Below are 20523 nucleotides of genomic sequence, written 5' to 3' on the forward strand. Positions count from 1 at the left end.
GGTGAGGCGCCGGCCTCAGATCGGCATGCGCATGATTTCCTGATAGGCGCTGATGACCTGGTCGCGCACGGCCATGACGGTCTCCAGGGAGGCCTCGGCCGAGGTCACGGCGGTGACCACGTCGATCAGTTCGGCGCGGCCCTGGATGGCGGCCGACATCTGGGTCTCCGCCGCCCGGGACTGCTGCACCGTGTCGCCGATCACCGACTGCAGGATGTTGGAGAATTCCGAGCCGCCCGCCGGATTGACGTTTCCGCCGGGGGCCGAGGGCGCGGTCGTTCCCTGGGTGGCCGCATAGGCCCGCGCCGCCATCATGGGGTTCATGGCTCAGGTCTCCTAGCGCTTCAGCAGGTCGAGGATGCGGGTGTCCATGGAGCGCGCCGTCTCGATGACGTTGAGGTTGGCCTCGTAGGCCCGCTGGGCCTCGCGCATGTCCATGGCCTCCACCAGGGTGTCGACATTGGGCCGCATGACATAGCCCGCCTCATTGGCGGCCGGGTGCGACGGATCGTACTCCGAGCGGAACTCGCCCATGTCGGGCCGCACCGCGGCCAGCTGGACGCCGGTGCCGCCGTCCAGCGCCCGGGTCTGGAACACCGGCATCTGGCGGCGATAGGGCTCGCCCCCCGCCACCAGGGCCGTGGACTGGGCGTTGGCGATGTTCTCGGCGATGATGCGCATGCGCGACTGCTGGGCGCGCAGGGCCGAGGCCGCGATGTTCATGGTCGGGTTCCGGGGCGGAACGGGATCAGGCATTGGTCATCTCCTAGCCCGTGGGCTTTCTGGCCGCCATCCGCAGCATGTTCAGGGACTTCTGGTAGAAGCCGATGGCGGCGTCGTGAGCCATGCGGCTCTCGGCCATGCGCAGCATCTGCTCCTCGACCACCACCGAATTGCCGTCCAGCGTGGTTTCGGAATCGGGCGAGGTCATGGAGGCGTAATTGACCCCGCGCTGGGGCTCCATGGCCATGTGGGCCGTGCTGGTGCGCATCATGCCCACCCCTTGCGTCTGACGCATGAGGGCGTGGGCGAAGTCGTCGGGCGCGCGCAGGTCCCGGGCTGTGAAGCCCGGCGTGTCGGAATTGGCCACGTTCTGGGCGATGACCCGCTGACGCTCCTCCAGCCAGCCGAGCCGGCCGCGGATGGCGTCGAACAGGGGGATGTTGTCCAGGCGCATGAGACTCCCGCCACAATGGCTACCAGGCGGAAAATGCCGGGTGCATGGTTAACAGGCCGTTTCCTCAACGGGTCATTAACCACGACCCTTAATGCTGAGCGCGAATCCGGCGTGTGGCCGGCGGGGCGGTTGAATGGGTTTTCTTGATTTCGCGCGGGCGATTCTGGGTCTGGCCATCACGCTGGGCCTGATCGGCCTGGCGGCCTACGCCCTGCGCCGCTACGCGCCCGGCCTGATGGTGCGCTTCCAGGGCGCGCGCGGCGAGCGGCGCATGCAGGTGATCGAAACCCTGGTGCTGGACCCCGCCCGCCGTCTGGTCCTGGTCCGTGTGGACGAGGAGGAGCGGCTGATCCTGCTGGGCGAGGGCAAGGAGCTGATCGAGCCGCGTCAGCCGGACGCCAGGCCGTGACCCGGTCGGCCGTCTTCGCCCTACCCACCCGCGCCGAACTGAAGCGCGCCCTGCGCCTGTCGCTGATCGTCACCCTGGTCAGCCTGACCCTGGGCCTGATCCTGCCCGTGGCGGCCATCGCCCAGGAGGCCGCGCAGTCCGGATCGGCCATCAATATCGATCTGGGCACGGGCGCGGGCCTGACCGAACGGGTGGTCCAGCTGGTGGGCCTGATCACGGTCCTGTCGCTGGCGCCGTCCATCGTCATCATGACCACCAGTTTCATCCGCATCGTGGTGGTGCTGTCGTTGCTGCGGACCGCCCTGGGCATGCAGCAGTCGCCGCCCAATGCGGTGCTGGTGTCCCTGGCCCTGTTCCTGTCGGCCATCGTCATGGCGCCCACCTGGCAGGCGGCCTACGATTCCGGCATCCGCCCCCTCATGGACCAGCAGATGGAGCTGCCCCAGGCGTTCGATGCGGCGGCCGAGCCGGTCAAGGCCTTCATGTTGGATCAGGTGGGCCCGCGGGATCTCGAGCTTTTCACCCGCATGTCGCGCATCGATCCGCCCGAAAACGCCGAGGACCTGCCCCTGCGGGTGGTCACCCCCGCCTTCATGATCTCCGAGCTCAAGCGGGCCTTCGAGATCGGCTTCCTGCTGTTCGTGCCGTTCCTGGTCATCGATCTGGTGGTGGCCAGCGTGCTGATGTCCATGGGCATGATGATGCTGCCGCCGGTGATCATCAGCCTGCCGTTCAAGCTGATCTTCTTCGTGCTGGTGGACGGGTGGCGGCTGGTGGCCGGATCGCTGGTGGAGAGCTTCCAGCGCGCGGCGGGCAGTTAGCCGCCTGACGCGGCGCCGGACACGGCGTTGGCCGCGCTGATGAACACATTGGTCGCGGTCTCGCCGAACAGGGTCACCGCACCGATGATGACCAGAAAGATCAGGGCGCAGATCAGGCCGTATTCGATGGCCGTGGCGCCACGCTCGTCCGAGGTCAGCCGTCGCACAAACCGTTTCATGCCGCCCCTCCGCGGTTCAGATCATAGAAGGTCGCGCAGATACGCGACCAGCGGTGCGTCGGCGGGGGGCATGGGGTAGTCCGATATGCGGTTCGGTCTGACCCACGCCAGGGCGGCGTGCTCATGGCGCGTCACCGCACCCTCCCAGCGTCTGCACAGATACAGTGGCATCAACAGGTGAAATGAATCGTAAGCGTGGCTGGCGAAAACGAACGGGGCCAGGCAGGCCTCCTTCGTCTCGACGCCCAGCTCCTCGCGCAGTTCGCGGATCAGGGCCTGCTCCGGCCGCTCGCCCGGCTCCACCTTGCCGCCGGGAAACTCCCACAGCCCCGCCATCTGCTTGCCCTCGGGCCGCTGGGCGATCAGCACGCGGCCGTCCGCATCGATCAGGGCGGCGGCGACCACGAGAAGGGTGGGCAGTGGGGTGGTCACGAGCGGTAATCGCCGTTGATCTCGATGTAGCCCTTGGTCAGATCGCAGGTCCAGACGGTGGCCGCGGCCCGGCCCGAGCCCACGTCGACGGTGATCTCCAGCTCCGGGTTCTTCATGTAGGCGCTCATCTTCGCCTCGTCATAGTCGGACGCCGGCGCCCCGTCCCGGGCGGCCCAGTGGGGCCCGAAGCGGATCGACAGACGATCGCGGTCCACCGGTTCGTCGGTCTTGCCCACGGCCATGACCACCCGCCCCCAGTTGGCGTCCTGGCCGGCGATGGCTGTCTTGACCAGCGGGCTGTCGGCGATGGACCGGGCCAGCTTGCGGGCCGAACCCGGCGAGCGGGCGTTCTCCACCGTCACCTTGACGAATTTGGTCGCGCCCTCACCGTCGCGCACCAGCTGGTGGGCCAGGTCCAGCATCACCGCGTCCAGCGCCTTCGAGAAGTCCGCCAGCCGCCGGTCCCCCACCCGCCCGATGCGCGGCGCGCCCGAGGCGCCGGTGGCGAACAGCAGGCAGGTGTCGTTGGTGGAGGTGTCCCCGTCCACGGTCACGCTGTTGAAGGTGGTGCGCACATGCAGGTTCAGCAGCGCGCGGAGCACGTTCGGATGGATGTCCGCGTCGGTGACGATGAAGGCCAGCATGGTGGCCATGTCCGGGGCGATCATGCCCGAGCCCTTGGCGATTCCGGCGATGCGCACCGTCACCCCCTCGATCTTCGCCTCGGCGAACGCCCCCTTGGGGAAGGTGTCGGTGGTCATGATGGCCTGCGCGGCGGCGGCCCAGCCGTCGGCCTTCAGCCCGGCCTCGATCCCGGCCATGCGCGCGGCGATCTTGCGGTCGTCCAGCAGGACGCCGATCACCCCGGTGGAGGCCAGCATCACGTCCCGCTGGCGGCAGTCGAAGCGCTTGGCCGCGGCCGAGGCCGTGCGCCGCGCGGCGTCGGCCCCCGCCTTGCCGGTGAAGGCGTTGGCGCAGCCGGCGTTGACCACCAGGGCGCGCACGTCCTGGCCGCCGCTGTCGGCCTCCAGATGGCGGCGGCACCAGTCCACCGGCGCGGAGCCCACCTGGTGGCGGGTGAACACCCCGGCGCAGCTGGTCCCCTCGGCGAAGCGGAACACCGTCAGGTCATGGCGGTCATGCTTGTAGAAGCCCGCCCGGGCCGTGGCGATCTCCACCCCCGCGATGGGCGGGATGGCGGGAAAGGGCACGGCCAGCGGCGACACGGCCAGTCCGGGCTTGCCCGTGGCCGCCGGAGACGCGGGGACCGCCTTGGCCGGCGTCACCCGCTTCAAGGCCGAGGCGAAGGGATCCAGCGCCTTCTCGATGGAGTTTGAGACGCCCTTGCGGGACGATGGGGTCTTGCTCACGCGGGGTCCTCGCTCTGGGGCGGCTGGGCGTCAGCGGCGAGCCCGGCGGGCGCCGACGCGGGCTCCTCGGGCGCGCCGGGCACGGCCAGGGGGTCGCCGGTCAGCATCACCTCGACCTCGGCGCGGCCGCGCAGCTGCTCCAGCAGGCGGCGCACCTCCTCATAGGTCAGATAGCGCACGATCTGTGGCCGGGCCTGCTCCAGGGTGGGGGGCGTTTCGCGCCGCCGGTCCTCGACCCGCAGCACGGCCCAGCCGCCTTCGGCCTCGAACGGCCCCACCGTGTCGCCCGCCCTGGCGTCGCGCAGGGCGGCCGCATAGACGGCGGGCATCACATCCAGGGTCGCGTAGCCCAGATCGCCGCCCGAGAATCGCGTCGCCTCGTCGGTGGAGCGCTGCATGGCCAGCTGTTCGAAATTGGCGCCCGCGGCCAGCATGCCCCGCACCGCGTCGGCGTCCTCGCGCGTGGCCGACATAATCAGGCGCAGCCGGATCTCCTCGGAATTGCGGGCCAGGCGCAGCTGCTCCTGATAAAGGGTCTGGACCGCCTCGTCGGAAATGGCCCGGTTGACCGTGGTCTCCACCAGCATGTCGCCCAGGATGCGCTCGCGCGTGGCCTCCAGCCGCCGTTGGGCCAGGGGGCTGTCGGCCAGACCGCGCCGGTCCGCCTCACGCGCCAGCAGCTTCTGGTCGATCACCTCGTCCAGCACCCGGCGGAACAGGTCCGAGGTCACATCCAGCGGCTCGCCTTCTCCGATCAGCCCCTGGGCCACCGCCTCGCGCTTGACGTCCGACGCCCAGATGGGCGCCCCCTCGACCCGGGCCACGGCCCGGTCGCCCGGCTCGGGCGGGGTGTCGTCCCCGGCGCCGCGGCCGCAGGCGGCCAGCGTCAGGATCAGCATCAGGACGGTGAAATGGCGAAGGGTCTGACCCATGAGGCGCTCCTCGAATCCGGGTCTGCGGGACCCCTGCCGGGACCGTGCCGCAAAAGCCCTCGCGTTGACAGGGGATAGGCCGGTGCTTAAGTCTCGCCCGCGCCCAAGTCGAGGGGTTTTCGATGGATCGCGCGGCCTCGAATTCCCTTGCGGGCTTGGCCGCCGGGGTCCTTCTCACCCCCGGCCCCCGGCGTCGTCCGCCGACCCTCCCTGGGCCTCACCTACGAGAACGAGCGCCCGCTCGACCGCCTGACCGGATTTTTCATGCTCGGCTTCGCCAAAAAGTTTCTCGGCTCCTCCAACGACCGCCAGGTCAAGTCCTTCATGGCCCAGGTCCAGCGCATCAATGCGCTGGAGCCCAAGATGGAGGCGCTCAGCGACGACGAACTGCGCATGATGACGCAGATGTTCCGCGACCGGGTCGCCGGCGGCGAGAGCCTGGACAAGATCCTCAACGAGGCCTTCGCCGTGGTGCGCGAGGCCTCCAGGCGGGTGCTGGGTCAGCGTCAGTTCGATGTGCAGCTGGCCGGCGGCATGATCCTGCACGCAGGCGGGATCGCCGAGATGCGCACCGGCGAGGGCAAGACCCTGGTGGCCGTGGCGCCGGTCTATCTGAACGCCCTGTCCGGCAAGGGCGTGCACGTCATCACCGTCAACGACTATCTGGCCCGACGCGACGCCGAATGGATGGGCCGGGTCTATCGCTTCCTCGGCATGGAGGTCGGGGTCATCGTCAACGGCCTGTCCCAGGGCCAGCGTCAGGCGTCGTACGCCGCGGACATCACCTACGGCACCAACAACGAGTTCGGCTTCGATTATCTGCGCGACAACCTGGTCTATGACCGGCGCGAGATGGTCCAGCGCGGCCACCACTTCGCCATCGTCGACGAGGTGGACTCCATCCTCATCGACGAGGCGCGCACCCCCCTCATCATCTCGGGCCCCACGGACGACCGGTCGGAACTCTATCTGATCGTCGACGGCATCGTGAAGGAGATGATCAAGGACAAGGAAACTTACGACCACGACGAAAAGCAGCGCCAGGCCCTGCTGTCCGAGGTCGGTTCGGAACGGATCGAGGATATCCTGCGCGAGCGCGGTCTGCTGGCCGAGGACTCCCTCGATCTCTATGACGCCGTCAACGTCACCCTGGTTCACCACGTCAACCAGGCTCTTCGCGCCAACACCCTGTACCAGCGGGACAAGGACTACATCGTCAAGGGCGGGGAGATCCTGCTAATCGACGAGTTCAACGGCCGCATCATGCAGGGTCGTCGCCTTTCGGAGGGCCTGCACCAGGCCATCGAGGCCAAGGAGGGCGTGAAGATCATGCCCGAGAACCAGACCCTGGCCTCGGTCACGATCCAGAACTACTTCCGCCTCTACGAGAAACTCTCGGGCATGACCGGCACCGCGGCCACCGAGGCCTCGGAATTCCACGACATCTACAAGATGGACGTGCTGGAGGTGCCGACCCACCGGCCGATCCAGCGCATTGACCACGACGATGAGGTCTACCGCACCTCCGCCGAGAAATTCCTGGCCGTCGCCCAGACCATCGCGGACCGTCACGCGGCGGGCCAGCCGATCCTGGTGGGCACGGTCTCCATCGAGAAGTCCGAAAAGCTGTCCGAACTGCTGCAGGCCCACGCCTGGGAGGCCGAGGTCTGGCGGCTCAAGCCCGAGGCTCTGGAAAAGGCCAGCCAGCTGGCGGGCGGGCGGCGCATCAAGCCGATCTGGACGCGCACCGAGCTGGAGACCGACCCCACCGGCGCCAAGCTGCTGGACAAGCTGGGGGCCGACGCCTTCACCGTCGAGAAGAAGAGCGGCAAGGGCGTGCCCCACAACGTGCTGAACGCGCGCCATCACGAACAGGAAGCCTTCATCGTCGCCGACGCGGGCCTGCCCGGCGCCGTCACCATCGCCACCAACATGGCCGGCCGCGGCACCGACATCCAGCTGGGCGGCAACCTGGAGATGCGCATGTCGCGCTGGACCCAGGAACAGCGCGCCATGGGCAATGAAATCACGCCCGAGCTCGAGGCCGCCGAATCCGCCCGCCTTCAGGCCGACATCGAACAGAACAAGCAGGCGGCCCTGGAGGCCGGCGGCCTTTTTGTTCTGGGCACCGAGCGCCACGAAAGCCGCCGCATCGACAACCAGCTGCGCGGCCGGACCGGCCGCCAGGGCGACCCCGGCACATCGAAATTCTACCTGTCCACGGACGACGACCTGCTGCGCATCTTCGCCGGCGACCGCCTGGCCTCGATCATGGAGACCTTCAAGGTCGCCGAGGGCGAGGCCATCAGCCACTCGTGGCTGAACCGCGCGGTGGAGACCTCCCAGAAGCGCGTGGAGCAGCGCAACTACGAAATCCGCAAGAATCTGCTGAAGTACGACGACGTGGTGAACGACCAGCGCAAGGCGGTGTTCGAGCAGCGTCAGGAATTCCTCGACACCGAGGACCTGTCCGAACTGGTGGGCGAGTTCCGCAAGGACACGGTGTCGGACATCGTCGAACAGCACATGCCGCCCAAGGCCTACGCCGAGCAGTGGGACATCGACGGGCTCGAGGAGGATGTGGTCAAGACACTGGGCCTCGATGTCCCGGTGCGCGAGTGGGCCGCCGAGGAAGGCGTGTCCAACGACGAGATCGAGGAGCGGCTGCAGGCCGCCGCCGAAGCCCGCGCCGTCGAGCGCGAGGCCCAGATCGGCGCCGGTCAGATGCGCGGTCTGGAGCGCCAGTTCCTGCTGCAGATGATCGACATGCAGTGGCGCGAGCATCTGGTCCATCTGGACCATCTGCGCGGGGTCATCGGCCTGCGCGGCTATGGCCAGCGCGACCCGCTGAACGAATACAAGACCGAGGCCTTCTCGCTGTTCGAGACCCTGCTGACCAATCTGCGCCACAACGTCACCCGCTGGGTCATGACGGTGGAGTTCCGCTTCGAGCCGCCGCCGCCGCCGGCCGGCGACTTCCAGGAGATTCACCTCAATCCGCTGACTGGCGAGAACGAGATGAGGAACCCGGCGGCCCAGATGCCCGAGGGCGCCCTGTCGGGCGACGACCGCGCCCGCCTGCCGGTGGACGCCCTGCCCCCGGGCTGGGAGCGCACCAGCCGCAACGCCGAGTGCCCCTGCGGCTCCGGCCGCAAGTTCAAGCACTGCCACGGCGCGCTGGTCTAGACCGCGCACCCCTCTCCCCCTTGGGGGAGAGGGCAGCCCCTACCCCTTGCGCAATCCGGTGATGGTGCGGTTGGGGGCGATGTCCTCGGCGTCGGTGATCAGGTGGATCAGGGCGGGTTGGTCCTTCGCCGCCGCGCGGGCCGCCGTCAGGGTGGCGGGGAAGTCTGCGGTCCGTTCGCAGCGCACCCCGAAGGCGCCGAAGGCCTCCGCATATTTCACGAAATCCGGGTTCTTCAGATCGGTGGCGATGACCCGGCCGGGATAGTGGCCTTCCTGGTGCATGCGGATGGTGCCGTAGGTTCCGTTGTCCACCACCACGGTGATGATGTTCAGCCCGTGCTGGACCGCCGTGGCCAGCTCCTGCGCCAGCATCATGAAGTCGCCGTCGCCGGCGATGCAGATGACCTCGCGGTCCGGGTGTACGGCCTTGGCCCCGATGGCGGCGGGAAAGCCGTAACCCATGGCCCCCGAAGTGGGGGCCAGTTGGGTGCGGCAGGCCTTGTGGCGATAGAAGCGGTGCAGCCAGGCGGCGAAATTGCCCGCCCCGTTGGTGACCACGGCGTCAGGCGGCAGGGCGTCGTTCAGGTGCGCCATGCACTCGCTCATGTTCACCGCGCCGGTGACCGGGACCGGGGTGGAGAACGCCTGATAGTCCCCGTGACCGGTCGCGGCCTCGTCATGCCAGGTGCGGCCCGGATCGATCTCTGAAAGCGCCAGGGCGGCCAGGGAACTGTCCGCCGCCGCCGACAGCAGGGTCGGCCAGACGCGGCCCAGCTCCTCGGGACCGGGATGAATATGGATCAGCCGGTCGGCCAGCCCCTCGCGCTCGAACAGGGTGTAGCCCTGGGTGGGGTTCTCGCCCAGCCGCGCGCCGACGGCGATGATCAGGTCCGCGCCCTTCGCCCGCGCCATCAGCTTCGGATTGCAGCCCAGACCCAGGTCGCCGACGTAGCAGGGGTGGTCGTTCTTCAGGATGTCCTTGCGCCGGAACGACAGGCTGACCGGCAGGCCGAGGCGTTCGCACCACCCCGCCACCGCGTCCGACGCCTCCTGGGTCCAACCCGAGCCGCCCAGCACCAGCAGGGGGCGTTCCGCTGCCGCCAGCTTTTCGCGCACCTGGGCCACGAAGGCGTCGGGCAGGGCCGCGCGGGCCGGCGTCACGGCGCGCACCGGCGCGGGGCCGCCGTCGTCGTGCAGGATGTTCTCGGGCAGGGCCACGACCACCGGGCCCATGCGGCCCTGAAGGGCGGTGGCGAAGGCGCGCTCGACGATCTCCACCGTGCGGGCCGGGGTCTCGATCTCGGTGGCCCATTTGGCCAGCCCGCCGAACACCTCGCGGTAGTCCACCTCCTGAAAGGCGCCCCGGCCCCGGTCGGTCAGGGCGATCTGGCCCACGAACAGGATCATGGGGGTGGAGTCCTGATGGGCCGTGTGCACCCCGATGGCGGCGTGGGTGGCGCCCGGACCGCGGGTGACCATGCAGACGCCCGGCTTGCCGGTCAGCTTGCCGTAGGCCTCGGCCATGTTGGCGGCGCCCGCTTCATGGCGGCAGGTGACGACCCGGATCTGGTCCTTCACGTCGGCCAGGGCGTCGAGCACGGCCAGATAGCTTTCGCCTGGCACGCAGAAGACGGTGTCGATGCCGTTGATGACCAGGGTCTCGACGAGGCGGCGGGCGGCGGTGCCTTGCGGCTGGGAGCGGGTGTGCGTCATGGTCACGGTGACTAGCAGATCGGGTGCGGCGGCGCCTATTCCGCTTGCGGAACCCACGGCGAAGCTGGACATTCCGCTATCGAATTTTGTGGAGATCTCCCATGCGCAAGATCGCTGTTCTGACCATCGCCGCTGTCGCCCTGACCCTGTCCGCCTGCAACACCGTGCGCGGCGTCGGCCAGGATCTGGAGGCCGCGGGCCAGGGCGTGCAGTGTTCCGTCCAGGGCACCTGCTGATCGCTCAGTAGCCGACGCCGGTTAGATACAGGCCGCAGGACGGCGCCACCGGCCCGCAGGCGGCGCGGTCACGCGCGTCCAGCGCCGCCCGCACGTCCTCGAAGGTCCAGCGGCCCGCGCCCACCTCGGCCAGGGTGCCGGTCATGGAGCGCACCTGCCGGTGCAGGAACGACCGGGCCGCGAAGGTCAGGTGAACCTCTTCGCCCATGCGAATGACCCGCGCCACATCCAGGGTCTTTTCCGGCGACTTCGACTGGCAGTTCACATCGCGGAAAGTGGTGAAGTCGTGGTGGCCCACCAACACCTGCGCCGCTGCATGCATGGCGTCCACATCGAGCGACTTCTTCACATGCCAGACCCTGCCCCTGTCGAGGGCGGGCGGGGCCGGACGGTTGAGGATGCGGTACAGATAGCGCCGCTCGCGCGCCGAGAACCGGGCGTGCCAGTCCTCGCCCCGGTCATCCAGCCCGCCGATCTCGCAGGCCAGCACCGACACCGGGGCCGCGACCATGTGGGCGTTGAGCGCATTCATGACGGTCTGGGCGGGCCAGTTCTTGTCCAGGTCCGCGTGAACCACCTGGCCGGTGGCGTGGACGCCCGTGTCGGTGCGCCCGGCGGCCTGCAGCCGGATCGCCTGGCCGCAGAAGGCCAGGATCGCCGCCTCCACAACGCCCTGCACCGTCGGCAGGCCGTCCTGGGCCTGATAGCCGTTGAAGACCGAGCCGTCGTACTCCAGCGTCAGGCGATAGCGCGGCATCAGGCCAGCACCGTCCCGGCCGCGATCGCGTAGCCGCGCACGAACTCCTCGGTCGCCTGAGCGCCCTTGCCCTCGCGCTGGACCCGCGTCAGGCGCACCGCGCCGCTGCCGCAGGCGATCAGAAGGTGGTCGTCCAGCGCCTGACCGGCCGGGCCCGATCCGTCCTCGACGCGAGACATCAGCGCCTTGATGCGGGCGCCGTCCGGTCCCTCGAACCAGGCGCCGGGAAAGGGCGACAGGCCGCGGATGTGGCAATCGATTTCGGCGGCGGGACGAGACCAGTCGATGCGCGCTTCGGCGGGGGTGATTTTCTTCGCATAGGTGGGTTCGCCCATCTGCTCGACCGGCGTCGCCCCGCCGCGCTCGATGGCCGCCAGGGCGCGCGGCCACAGCCCGGCGCCCACGTGGGCCATGCGGTCCGACAGGGTGGCGGCGGTGTCGTCGTCGCGGATGTCCATGACCTCGGACAGCAGGATCGGCCCCTCGTCCAGACCTTCGGACATGCGCATGATCTGCACGCCGGTCTGGCGGTCTCCGGCCATGATGGCGCGCTGGATGGGCGCGGCGCCCCGCCAGCGGGGCAACAGGCTGCCGTGCAGGTTGAAACAGCCCAGACGCGGCGCCTCAAGCACCTCCGCCTTCAGGATCTGGCCGTAGGCCACCACCGCCGCCGCATCCAGATCCAGCGAGCGGAAGGTTTCGATGGCGCCGGGCGCCTTCATGCTGTCGGGCGTGAACACCGGCAGGCCCATGCTCTCGGCGAAGGCGTGGACGGGGGACGGAGTCAGCTTCTGACCGCGTCCCCGGGGCCGGGGCGGCTGTGAATAGACCGCCACGATCTCGTGCCCGGCAGCGATCAGTTCGGCCAAGGACGGCACGGCGAAGTCGGGGGTTCCCATGAAGGCGATGCGCATGGCGGGGCTTTGCCTCATGCGGACGTCCGCCACAAGGCGAGGGTCGGCGGCGACATCACCCTGATCACCGCCGCGCCGGGACGATCCCGACGCGGCGGCGTATCCGGATCAGGCCGCGCGGCGCAGGGCCGGGGCCAGGTCGAAGCGGTCGGCGTTCATGACCTGCACCCAGGCCGCGATGAAGTCCTTGACGAACTTCTCCGTGGCGTCCGAGGCCGCATAGACCTCCGACAGGGCCCGCAGTTGCGAGTTGGAGCCGAACACCAGGTCCGTGCGGGTGGCGGTCCACTTCTCTTCGTGGGTGTTGCGGCAGGTGCCGAGGAAGACCTCGTCGCCCCGGTCGTCCACTTCCTTCCATGCCGTACCCATGTCGAGCAGGTTGACGAAGAAGTCGTTGGTCAGCTGACCGGGGCGGTCGGTGAGCACGCCGTGCTTCGAGCCGCCATGGTTGGCGCCCAGCACCCGCAGGCCGCCCACCAGCACCGTCATCTGCGGGGCGCTGAGGCCCAGCAGCTGGGCCCGGTCGACCAGCACTTCCTCTGTCGGCACGGTGTAGCGCACGCCCAGATAGTTGCGGAAACCGTCCACCTTCGGCTCCAGAACGTCGAAGCCCTCGGCGTCGGTCTGTTCGGCGCTGGCGTCGGTGCGGCCGGGGGTGAAGGGAACCTCGACCTCACGGCCGGCGGCCCTGGCCGCCTGCTCGATGCCGACCGAGCCGCCCAGGACGATCAGGTCGGCGATGGAGACCTTGCGGCCGCCCGCCGCCGAGGCGTCGAAGTCGGCCTTGATGCGCTCATAAACGTTCAGGACACGGGCCAGGTGTTCGGGCTGGTTGACCTCCCAGTTCCGCTGGGGCTCCAGACGGATGCGCGCGCCGTTGGCGCCGCCCCGGTGGTCCGACCCGCGATAGGTCGAGGCCGAGGCCCAGGCGGTGGTGACCAGCTCGGACACGCTGAGGCCCGAGTCCGCGATCTTGCCCTTCAGCGTCCTGATGTCGTTGGCGTCCACCACCGGGTGATCCAGCGGCGGGATGGGGTCCTGCCAGATCAGGTCCTCGGCCGGCACTTCCGGGCCCAGGTAGCGGGCCTTGGGGCCCATGTCGCGGTGGCACAGCTTGAACCAGGCGCGGGCGAAGGCGTCGGCGAACTGGTCCGGATTGGCGCGGAAGCGCTCGGAGATCGCGCGATACGCCGGGTCCATCTTCATGGCCATGTCGGCGGTGGTCATCATGGTGGGGACGCGCTTGCCGGGGGTGTGCGCGGCCGGAGCGAGGGTCTCGTCCGGATTGCCCACCGGCTGCCATTGCTGGGCGCCCGCCGGGCTGCGGACCAGCTCATAGTCGTGGTCCAGCAGCATCTCGAAATAGGTCATGTCCCACTGGATCGGCGTCGGGGTCCAGGCGCCTTCGAGCCCCGAGGTGATGGTGTGGTCGCCCATGCCGCTTTCGTGGCCGGACTGCCAGCCCAGGCCCTGCTGGGCGATGTCCGCGCCCTCGGGCTCGGCGCCGATCTTGGAGGCGTCGCCGGCCCCGTGACACTTGCCGAAGGTGTGGCCGCCGGCCGTCAGGGCGACGGTCTCCTCGTCGTTCATGCCCATGCGGGCGAAGGTCTCGCGGATGTCGCGGCCCGACTGGAGCGGATCAGGATTGCCGCCCGGGCCTTCCGGATTGACGTAGATCAGGCCCATCTGAATGGCGGCCAGGGGGTTCTCCAGCACCATTTCCTTGTCGGGCTGAATGCGGGTCGGGGCGCCTTCCGAGCCGACCCACTCCTCCTCGGTGCCCCAGTAGATGTCCTTCTCGGGCTCCCAGATGTCGGCGCGGCCGCCGCCGAAGCCGAACACCGGGCCGCCCATGGATTCGATGGCCACATTGCCGGCCAGGATCATCAGATCGGCCCAGGACAGTTGGGCGCCGTATTTCTGCTTGATGGGCCACAGCAGACGCCGGGCCTTGTCCAGATTGGCGTTGTCCGGCCAGCTGTTCAGGGGCGCGAAGCGCTGCGAGCCGGAGGTGGAGCCGCCGCGGCCGTCGCCGGTGCGGTAGGTGCCGGCCGAGTGCCAAGCCATGCGGATGAAGAAGGGGCCGTAGTGGCCGTAGTCCGCTGGCCACCAGGGCTGGCTGTCGGTCATCAGGGCGTGCAGGTCGCGCTTGACCGCGTCGTAGTCCAGCGCCTTGAAGGCCTCTGCGTAGTCGAAGTCGTCGCCCATGGGATCGCCGCTGATCCCCTGCTGGTGGAGGATCTCCAGCGACAGCTGGTTGGGCCACCAATCGCGGTTCGTGCGTCCCAGCAGGGAGCGCCGGGCCCCTTGCTTCTTCATCGGGCAGCCGCCGAGGGGATCGCCGTTCTGTTCACCGTCCATGATGTTCCTCCTGTTATCGCTGGGCAGAAGAAGACCCTACGCCTGTCACAGTCAAAAGAGAAATCGATAAACTTTTTATCCAGCGATCAGAAAATCTATGGAGAGGCGCCGCCGAACCTGGCCGCCCGCAAACCGGAGCGCTACGCCGCCAGAAGCGGGAGATGGGGCGGAGAAAGGAGAATGGCGCGCCGCGACGGATGAAACCGAGAACTATTCCGCCTTGGTCGCTTGGGCGGCGTGACGGAGCCTACGGTCTGCGATGCGACCGAACCGACCCATTACGGTCGTTCGTGCGCCTGCCCGCGAGGGATGCCCATGGCTGGAGCTTCCTGAGCAAAGAAGTGCAGCACGAACAAGATAAGCCCCGTCTCGTCGCGGCAGGAGACATTCCACTGTCCCACGCTCCAGAAACGGTCTGGAAAGTTCTTCAGCAACTCCCCCGAGAGGGTCACGGCATGGATTCGCGCCGCGTTCAGGCCTTCGAGTTCCTCACCTTCGTCGTCCGGGCGCTTCTCAATGTCGTCTATGTCGAAATAGTAGCGAGGCATTCGTGACGCTCCCGCATTCGGTGCGTCCAAATGCTTCAAGTGCCCACAGCCCAACACCAAGTGACAGATATGGGCAAGCGGAGCCTGTGAACAAGCCCTCGGCAGGTCCCGTTAAGGCCTGTGGCTCGCGCTCAGGCTCGTTCCGGATTCTTCGGGCAATGTGCTTTCCCTTGAAGAACCGCCCCCTGTTCCAGGTAGCATTCGCACGCGGCGCTGATCAGCGCCGACCGGTTGCGGATGGTGATGTTTCCTCGGCTGTATTCTATCGCGCCATCGGCCTTGAGCCTGTTGGCTGAGGTGTTGACGGTAGAGCGCAGCAGTCCCAGCCGCTGCGCCAGTTCCTCCTGGGTCAGGTGAAGAAGTGGAACGCCGAGCCGGTCTGATCGGATCAACAGCAGCTTCGCGAGCCGTGCCGGAGCCGCATGGAGGCTGGCACATGCTGCGGCCAAGGCGGCCTGAACCTGATAGTCGTAGGTGATGTCGTCCAGTGTGCGCCGGACTTCGGGACTTCCTGCAGCCTGTTCGCGAAGTACGCTCGCGGGCAGCTGATAGGTCAGGCCACTGACCTCCACATCCACTGACCACGCGCAAGGCTTTTCAGTAAGGCATGCCGCGAGTGCCGATACACCTTCGGTCCCCATGACGAACGGCTCTGCTGAGCGGCCATCGGCAAAAGTGACGGTGTTCGCAAGTTGTGCGGTCTCCGGAAAATAGACGTGCGTCACGGCTGCCCCCTGGTGAGTGAGGACGTCCCCGTGTCGGACCTCGCACGCTCGCAGGCTAGGCCGGAGCGCCGCCAAGTCAGCGTCATTGAGACAGGCTAAAATTCTATTGTGATACACAGTCGGCTCCTCATGTTGGGGAGCGCGCGACACACTGTGTCTGAACTCTCAGCCCCCTGATGCCGGAATGGCCGGGGACGTTTAAATGTAACACAGATCAACATGACCGCCTACGTGCGCGGTTTGGGGCGCAGCCTGTGACCTAAAGTCCGGCAACAGACAGACGCCCGGCAGCGTTCGTCGTTACTTCGCCCTTCGAAGGGAGCGCGAAATGGGACGATACCGGTTGCAGCTGCACGACGGCCCGGCTTCTCCGGTCGTTACCGAGACCTTGGATGTGAGCGCAGACGGCGATGCGCTGGACTTGGCCCGAATCGTCCTGCTCTCCACGTCGAACTACACCCATGCGGAGGTGTATCGGGGTCCCGCCCTGATCGGCGCCCTTGAGCGGGACAGCTATAGCCGCAGCTAGCCCGCGCACGACTGTGAGCCCGGCGGCGGCCGATCTTATGAGGTGCCGGATGATCCGATACACGCGCGGAAATGTGGTGATCCTCAATCGGAGCGCGTTGGAGGAGCAGACGAGCGAATGCTACCGGCCAATCCACGAGACCGAGCGAGAGATCGGCAGAGCGCCAAAATCGCTCCTTTTCGGACTTCCTTCAACGCGGGCGTCCGACTGTCATCGGGCCCACGATCTGTCGCCCGCGCCCGTTACACCTCAGGGGGAACATCTGGCTGAGCGACGGGATCGACCACTGCGATAGTGGTCAAACACGCAACCAGGCGTCCCGTCTCGTCCTTCACACTGACGACGAACGACTTTTCACGCCAAAACTCGTCTGATTTATCGTGGAGCATCTCGGTAAGCACATTCAGCGCCACAGCCTTGGCCTCTTCAAGCCCGACAAGTTCCTCGCCGTCCTCATCCCTGAAGTGCGATCCATCGGCGGCGTGGAAGTGATAGCGGGTCATAAGCCGCAAACTGCCAGCTCACAAAACTGTTCCTTTGGCACCTACTCCGACGGGGCTGGGTTGCTTGAGGGTCTGTTCGTCACCCCAATCTGAAGCTCCGAGCGTAGGGCGTCGGGTGCCCCTGGCAACAAAGAATGTGGGCTACGGAGCGCCACTGGTGCCTGTCTCAGGTGCGCCGCGACGGATGAAACCGAGAACTATTCTGCAAGCGTCGCGCTGGCAAGCTGACGTCTGGATTGCGCCAAATGCGGACGTCCCACGCCCGCCAAAGCAGACGGCCTAGGCTTGTCCAGAAACACTAGGGCTGGACCTGGGTGACACCCCCAGCCAGTTGTGGCACCGGCCAAGTCAACGCGCTGAACCTGGGCAGAAGGCCGAAAAAACCTTCCTGCGGGCCGATGTGGACGACGAATCGCCGTTCATGCGGATCCATCGGCGTGATGTCGATGTAGCGCCCGTCCGCATGCGCGAGCAAAGAATGGGCGACCAGTTGGCGGAACCAGCCATCGTCCGATTCGACGAGCCATCCGTACGCGGGGACGACGTTGGGGTTTTCCGCGGCCCACCGAGCAACATTGGCGTGGCAGTCGTTCGGTCGGGGTGCGGTACCGTCCCGGTAAATGATCTCGCGACGTACTGGCTTGATGGCAAGATCTAGCCGCTGAACGACCGCGTCGAAGTAGATGATCTCATCCTCGCTAATGACGATCGTCATTAGTTCCCCCGTCTGTCGCCCGACATCGCTGAATGGTTTCTAGCAGTAGCGCACCGGATCATTACACACCCAAAAATAATCAAGGAACGCCCAAGATTTCGATCTGGCCGGCGGCATAGATCGTGGGATTGCGCTTGGAAATCACCTGCCAGGGGATGATCTCATCGACCATCAAAGCTCTAAACCGGGCCTCGTCGAAAAACCCGATTCGCACGCCCTGGGCGTGAATGAGCGCGGCCTTCAGCAGGCTCGCAGTCGTGTCGACAGGAAGTCTAAGGCGCGCCCGACCGCTCTCAGTCAACGCTTCGACTACACGCGCGCTGCTCACACAACATCGAGTGGATCCCCCACCGAATAGTCCCATCTCGATCTCCAGAGGATCATCAAGATAAGCCTCGGCGAGCTCAAACGTGCCCTTGCCCGCGTGGAGATCGAAGCGACGGAAGAAGACGTCGAAGCGGGCCAAGGCGGTTATGGCCCGCGCAATCTCCGACGCTGTATATGGAAACGGGCGCATACCGGCCCAGATCGCGTCGACCAAGGCCTGGAATCGACCTGACGTTACTTCATTGTCCCCGATCACCATCGCGAGTTCGGTAGAACGTCGACGACGTTCAACGAGCTCGACAAGCGCTACCAGATCGTTCTCGATCGTTGCGCACTGCAAGCGCGCATCCGTTGGCGTAGTGTCTAGGATGTCCCACCGTTCGTCGGGCCCAGACTCCCAAGCTGCGGACATCGCGAAACTGCCCGATGGCGCGGCTGCAGGTGTTGCGCACACCTCGTAGACCCTGAGCGGTGACATGGGATCCTTGATCAAGGCCTCGAACCGTCGGCCGCGCTCATCCAACACTTGGTGAAGTCGGATCATCTGCTCCAGATGACTCTCGCGATCAGGGTAAATTGCAGACCGCGCGATCGGTGATAGCTCGCCTGTCTGGCGGAACACTATTCGATCGAGAGGCCAATAGGATTCGAGATCGGCGTTACCCTCTAGGAATAGCCCGGCTTGCGCCTGGAGACGCCAGAGATTGGCGACATCCACCTCTAGGAACCGGAACTTCAGCTCGCCAACGGAAATGCTTCGGAAGAACTCTGACAGTCGATCATGGTCGAGGAGATAGATTGAGCCGAACGGCGCTGATCCGGCGGCTTCCGTGGCGAACCACCCAGCGACTGACGGCTCGCGGGTCAAGTCCACCAAGGTCGTTGCCGCGACGCCATGATGTTGGATCGCAGCAACAATCTGGTCATCGGATTGAAGATAGGGAACCATCTCCGGCGAGTTCTTGACCCACAGCCAGAACGCCTGGATCGCTTCCAATGCCTCCAGGCGCTCAGCCTCAGTGCGTCGCGCAAAAGTGGAGGTCACAGACCAGGCGGCGTCAGCCTGGCCTCGGAAATATTGATAGCGGCCGAGCGCCTTCAAGGTCTCCGCCAAGGCTACGGCCTCGTGAATGTCGGCGGCTTCGAACTCGTACCGACCGCCTTTCATCCCGGGCTTTGGGATCAAATCACGGAGCCCCTTGAAATCCTCCCAAATAAGCTCGTCGTGTAAATCCTGATTTGTCATGACGCCCCCAAGGGCACGATTGCTGCAGACGCGGGGATTTGGCAACTCAGTCAAGCTTTAAGGTCGTAAAGTCTGCCGGAACTGACGACCTGCATCCCGGTAGGCTAACAGCGTCGCAACCCGACTCCTCTCAGACAGTCGTAGCGTCTGAGCCCCCCGAAGCGAGTTGCGGATTCCGCCGGGAAAGTAGCCACTTTCGGAATCCTGATCTGTATAGCGAGTCTGGTAACGGCTTAGCGCGATGATCCGGTCATGGCCCCCGCTCACCCACACCTCATGTCTGGTTTCCAGCCAAAGGCCCTCTCCTGTTCGGGGTCCTTGCATTGAAACGGGTCTATATCGCCAATCACGGACAGGGAAACAGCTTGTGGCCGATGGCGAAGGCGAACAGCACGCTGGTGACTTTCGCCAAGAAGGGCCTCCACGACTATTGGAAAGCCGGTGACCGAGACGGCTACATCGCCAAGGCTCTTGAGAGCTCCGTCACCATCCTCGGAGTGCGCCCGACCCGTCCCACCGCCGGTCGCTGGTACAACCTTTTCGATGAGTTGCGCGACACTGAGGGCGACGTCTGGATCAGCCGACAAGGCGACGAAATCTGGTGGACGGTTTCCGAGCCTGGCCAATTGCGAGAGAGCTTGCAGCCCGCCGATCGCCCGGACCTTCATGGCCCCGAGGTTTGGGTGCTGGAAAAGCCTTGTCGGCCATGGTCTGACCGTGATGGCCAAGGCCGGCCGCTCAGGTGGTCGGCCGTCCACCGCAAGGCCCAAGATTTCCTATCCACCGAGGCGACGTTCCAGACGCTGAACAACGATCGGGGGTACGCCGACTATGCCCGCGCCTTGGTCGCTGGTGATCCGCTTGATGTCTGGCATGCCCAGCCGCTGTTCACCGCCAAGGCAGCCGAGGCCAAGAGGAACTTGGGGCGCATCTTTTCGCCCAAGGAGAAGTCGGCGGCCGAAATGGCCAGCACGATGCTCGGCACGGTCGCCCAAGCCAACGGCCAAATCGTCGAGCGGCGCGTGAAGGAGAAGACCACGACGCTCAGCCGCGAAGAATGTGAAGCCCTGATTCTCCGTCTGATGGGGGAGCAGGAAGATCGGTGCGCCCTAACGGGCTTGCCCCTCGGGTATGTCGGCGACTGTGATGACAAGCAAATGCTGGCGTCGCTGGATCGGATCGATAGTGGCGGCCATTACACGCCGGACAACGTTCAGGTCGTTTGCCGCTTCATCAATCGATGGAAGGGTGCGGATGATGACCAACTGGCGCGCCGCTTAATCGGTGCACTTCGATCCGGAATTACTCGCCAGTAGCTGCGCCCCCCGGTCTCTCCGCCTGCCCGCTTGCATCGTACAGCGTTGCGCCTTCGCGGCTCAGGACGAAGGTGCAGCGCCGCGAAGGACGCCAGAATTTTTCTGCTCGATTGCAATGAGCGGCTGA

Annotated in this window: 22 protein-coding genes; 6 read left to right on the forward strand and 16 right to left on the reverse strand. The window is 66.4% G+C overall.

Features of this window, described 5'->3' with window-relative positions; all coding sequences use genetic code 11:
- Window positions 1-15 precede the first annotated feature (15 nt).
- Genes fliE through flgB form a run of 3 tightly spaced genes read right to left on the reverse strand, consistent with a single transcriptional unit; the run spans window position 16 to window position 1177 of the window.
- Window positions 16-324 carry a flagellar hook-basal body complex protein FliE gene (gene fliE / locus C0461_RS06075; RefSeq protein ID WP_292104886.1) on the reverse strand — a complete coding sequence of 103 codons (309 nt, stop codon included), beginning with the start codon at window positions 322-324 and terminating at the stop codon, window positions 16-18.
- Window positions 325-336: 12 nt separating this feature from the next.
- Complete coding sequence (gene flgC / locus C0461_RS06080) at window positions 337-723, reverse strand: flagellar basal body rod protein FlgC (protein ID WP_292104929.1); 387 nt, start codon at window positions 721-723, stop codon at window positions 337-339.
- Between the two features lie 43 nt (window positions 724-766).
- Window positions 767-1177 carry a flagellar basal body rod protein FlgB gene (gene flgB / locus C0461_RS06085; protein ID WP_292104887.1) on the reverse strand — a complete coding sequence of 137 codons (411 nt, stop codon included), beginning with the start codon at window positions 1175-1177 and terminating at the stop codon, window positions 767-769.
- Window positions 1178-1310: 133 nt separating this feature from the next.
- Between flgB and C0461_RS06090 the strand changes: the two genes are divergently transcribed.
- Together C0461_RS06090 and fliP are read left to right on the forward strand one after the other, a co-directional pair.
- Window positions 1311-1586, forward strand: a complete 276-nt coding sequence (locus C0461_RS06090) for a flagellar biosynthetic protein FliO (protein ID WP_292104890.1) — start codon at window positions 1311-1313, stop codon at window positions 1584-1586.
- A gap of 38 nt (window positions 1587-1624) precedes the next feature.
- Window positions 1625-2407 carry a flagellar type III secretion system pore protein FliP gene (gene fliP, locus C0461_RS06095; protein WP_292104931.1) on the forward strand — a complete coding sequence of 261 codons (783 nt, stop codon included), beginning with the start codon at window positions 1625-1627 and terminating at the stop codon, window positions 2405-2407.
- On the opposite strand, the gene C0461_RS06100 is transcribed toward fliP, so the two are convergent.
- The 4 genes from C0461_RS06100 to C0461_RS06115 are packed head-to-tail and all read right to left on the reverse strand — an operon-like array spanning window position 2404 to window position 5320.
- A complete protein-coding gene (locus tag C0461_RS06100; protein ID WP_292104891.1) occupies window positions 2404-2586 on the reverse strand; it encodes a Flp family type IVb pilin in 183 nt (60 codons plus the stop codon). The two genes, fliP and C0461_RS06100, sit on opposite strands and share 4 nt — an antisense overlap.
- A 21-nt stretch (window positions 2587-2607) precedes the next feature.
- Window positions 2608-3006 carry a (deoxy)nucleoside triphosphate pyrophosphohydrolase gene (locus tag C0461_RS06105; RefSeq protein WP_292104932.1) on the reverse strand — a complete coding sequence of 133 codons (399 nt, stop codon included), beginning with the start codon at window positions 3004-3006 and terminating at the stop codon, window positions 2608-2610.
- Window positions 3007-3014: 8 nt separating this feature from the next.
- Window positions 3015-4388, reverse strand: coding sequence for a bifunctional glutamate N-acetyltransferase/amino-acid acetyltransferase ArgJ (argJ, locus tag C0461_RS06110; RefSeq protein WP_292104892.1), 1374 nt, complete (start codon window positions 4386-4388; stop codon window positions 3015-3017).
- Window positions 4385-5320, reverse strand: a complete 936-nt coding sequence (locus C0461_RS06115; RefSeq protein ID WP_292104894.1) for a peptidyl-prolyl cis-trans isomerase — start codon at window positions 5318-5320, stop codon at window positions 4385-4387. Before C0461_RS06115 ends, argJ begins: the two co-directional genes overlap by 4 nt.
- Window positions 5321-5584: 264 nt before the next feature.
- Here C0461_RS06115 and secA point away from each other — a divergent pair, with 264 nt between their 5' ends.
- A complete protein-coding gene (gene secA, locus C0461_RS06120) occupies window positions 5585-8506 on the forward strand; it encodes a preprotein translocase subunit SecA (RefSeq protein WP_292104896.1) in 2922 nt (973 codons plus the stop codon).
- Between the two features lie 39 nt (window positions 8507-8545).
- On the opposite strand, the gene C0461_RS06125 is transcribed toward secA, so the two are convergent.
- Window positions 8546-10219 carry a thiamine pyrophosphate-binding protein gene (locus tag C0461_RS06125; protein WP_292104898.1) on the reverse strand — a complete coding sequence of 558 codons (1674 nt, stop codon included), beginning with the start codon at window positions 10217-10219 and terminating at the stop codon, window positions 8546-8548.
- 101 nt (window positions 10220-10320) lie between these two features.
- Between C0461_RS06125 and C0461_RS06130 the strand changes: the two genes are divergently transcribed.
- The gene (locus tag C0461_RS06130; RefSeq protein ID WP_292104900.1) at window positions 10321-10455 is read left to right on the forward strand and encodes an entericidin A/B family lipoprotein; all 135 of its coding nucleotides are present in this window, start codon (window positions 10321-10323) and stop codon (window positions 10453-10455) included.
- A gap of 4 nt (window positions 10456-10459) precedes the next feature.
- Here C0461_RS06130 and truA read toward each other — a convergent pair whose 3' ends face one another.
- The 5 genes from truA to C0461_RS06155 form a co-directional block, all read right to left on the reverse strand.
- Window positions 10460-11212: a tRNA pseudouridine(38-40) synthase TruA gene (truA, locus tag C0461_RS06135; protein WP_292104901.1), complete on the reverse strand. Its 753-nt coding sequence runs from the start codon at window positions 11210-11212 to the stop codon at window positions 10460-10462.
- A complete protein-coding gene (gene fmt / locus C0461_RS06140; protein WP_292104933.1) occupies window positions 11212-12126 on the reverse strand; it encodes a methionyl-tRNA formyltransferase in 915 nt (304 codons plus the stop codon). The genes truA and fmt overlap by 1 nt, the downstream gene beginning before the upstream one ends.
- A 108-nt stretch (window positions 12127-12234) precedes the next feature.
- Entirely contained in the window at window positions 12235-14487 is a 2253-nt protein-coding gene (gene katG, locus C0461_RS06145; RefSeq protein WP_292104903.1) for a catalase/peroxidase HPI, read from the reverse strand.
- A 278-nt stretch (window positions 14488-14765) separates the two neighbouring features.
- Window positions 14766-15035 (reverse strand): hypothetical protein, encoded by a 270-nt coding sequence (locus C0461_RS06150; RefSeq protein WP_292104905.1) that lies wholly within the window; start codon window positions 15033-15035, stop codon window positions 14766-14768.
- Between the two features lie 131 nt (window positions 15036-15166).
- Window positions 15167-15760, reverse strand: coding sequence for a helix-turn-helix domain-containing protein (locus tag C0461_RS06155; protein WP_292104908.1), 594 nt, complete (start codon window positions 15758-15760; stop codon window positions 15167-15169).
- Between the two features lie 394 nt (window positions 15761-16154).
- Between C0461_RS06155 and C0461_RS06160 the strand changes: the two genes are divergently transcribed.
- Window positions 16155-16289, forward strand: a complete 135-nt coding sequence (locus tag C0461_RS06160; RefSeq protein WP_292104910.1) for a hypothetical protein — start codon at window positions 16155-16157, stop codon at window positions 16287-16289.
- Between the two features lie 242 nt (window positions 16290-16531).
- On the opposite strand, the gene C0461_RS06165 is transcribed toward C0461_RS06160, so the two are convergent.
- The 3 genes from C0461_RS06165 to C0461_RS06175 all read right to left on the reverse strand — a co-directional run bounded on the left by C0461_RS06165 (window position 16532) and on the right by C0461_RS06175 (window position 19080).
- Window positions 16532-16792, reverse strand: a complete 261-nt coding sequence (locus tag C0461_RS06165) for a hypothetical protein (RefSeq protein ID WP_292104911.1) — start codon at window positions 16790-16792, stop codon at window positions 16532-16534.
- 298 nt (window positions 16793-17090) lie between these two features.
- On the reverse strand, window positions 17091-17507 hold the full coding sequence (locus C0461_RS06170; protein ID WP_292104913.1) for a hypothetical protein: 417 nt from the start codon (window positions 17505-17507) through the stop codon (window positions 17091-17093).
- Window positions 17508-17586: 79 nt separating this feature from the next.
- Entirely contained in the window at window positions 17587-19080 is a 1494-nt protein-coding gene (locus C0461_RS06175) for an FRG domain-containing protein (RefSeq protein WP_292104915.1), read from the reverse strand.
- A gap of 323 nt (window positions 19081-19403) precedes the next feature.
- Between C0461_RS06175 and C0461_RS06180 the strand changes: the two genes are divergently transcribed.
- The gene (locus tag C0461_RS06180) at window positions 19404-20396 is read left to right on the forward strand and encodes a hypothetical protein (RefSeq protein ID WP_292104916.1); all 993 of its coding nucleotides are present in this window, start codon (window positions 19404-19406) and stop codon (window positions 20394-20396) included.
- Window positions 20397-20523 lie beyond the last annotated feature (127 nt).

This window comes from Brevundimonas sp., assembly GCF_013823285.1.
GTDB lineage: Bacteria > Pseudomonadota > Alphaproteobacteria > Caulobacterales > Caulobacteraceae > Brevundimonas.